At 70.5% G+C, this 881-nt stretch carries 1 pseudogene; it reads left to right on the top strand.

Annotated features, from left to right (window positions below):
* Positions 1 to 881, top strand: a pseudogene (locus GH737_RS14905) (molybdopterin cofactor-binding domain-containing protein); the annotation flags it as partial.

Genomic DNA, 881 nt, shown 5'->3' with positions numbered 1-881 from the left:
TCGCCGGCGATCCTTCGGAGGCTCAGGCGGAGGTGGCCTCGGCTCTAACCCGCGCCAGCCTGCCGAACGCGATCATCGACGCCTCGGCAATTGCTCCGATCGAACCCGGCGGCTGTTCGGCGCTCGAGGCGGACGCGATTCCGTTCGCGGTCGAGCTGGCGCGGCGGGCCAAGGCGCCGGTGCAGCTAATCCTGTCGCAAAGTTCGAGCCAGAATCACGACCTCGTCTCGGCCGGCGCTCTTGCGCGGATAACGGCGCTTCCGGGCGCGGGCGGGATCACCGCCGCGTGGAAGATGCAGGTCGCGACAGTGAGCGGCATGGGCGCTGCGATGGCCCGGCTGCTCGAGGTGGACGACACCGGACGCGCGATCCGCAACGCCGTGACCGGACTTCCGCCTTACGGAATCCCCAACGTGACGGTCGAAGCCATGCGTCCGTCCCTTCCCTACGAAACCGGCTACATGCGCGGTTCGCCCGAGCGCGAGTTCGCCTTCTTCACGGAGAGCTTCATCGACGAGCTGGCGCATGCGGCCGGGGTGGAGCCGCTCGCCTTCCGCATGTCGATGCTCGGGCAGAACGGGCGCCTCGCGCGCTGCCTGCAAGGCGCGGCGCGACTGGCGCAATGGGATGGCGGCGGCCCCGGCAGTACGATGGGGATCGCCGGCTGCTCCGCCTTCGGGTCGCACATCGGCCTGGTTGCGGAGGCGAGCATTGGCAGCGACCAGCAGGTGAAGGTCGGCCGGCTCGTCGCCGCCGTCGATTGCGGACGGGCACTCAACACCGGCCTCGTCGCGCAGCAGATCGAGGCCGGGCTGATCTGGGCGCTGGCGCAGGCGACGCTGCCTTCGCCCGAATGGGTGGCCGGCATGCCGCGCGCGCGG

Origin of the sequence: Sphingomonas segetis (assembly GCF_009720245.1) — a bacterium.
GTDB classification, from domain to species: domain Bacteria; phylum Pseudomonadota; class Alphaproteobacteria; order Sphingomonadales; family Sphingomonadaceae; genus Sphingomicrobium; species Sphingomicrobium segetis.
The sequence above is the reverse complement of the archived record's forward strand: the minus strand, read 5'-3'. Positions and strand labels throughout refer to the sequence as shown.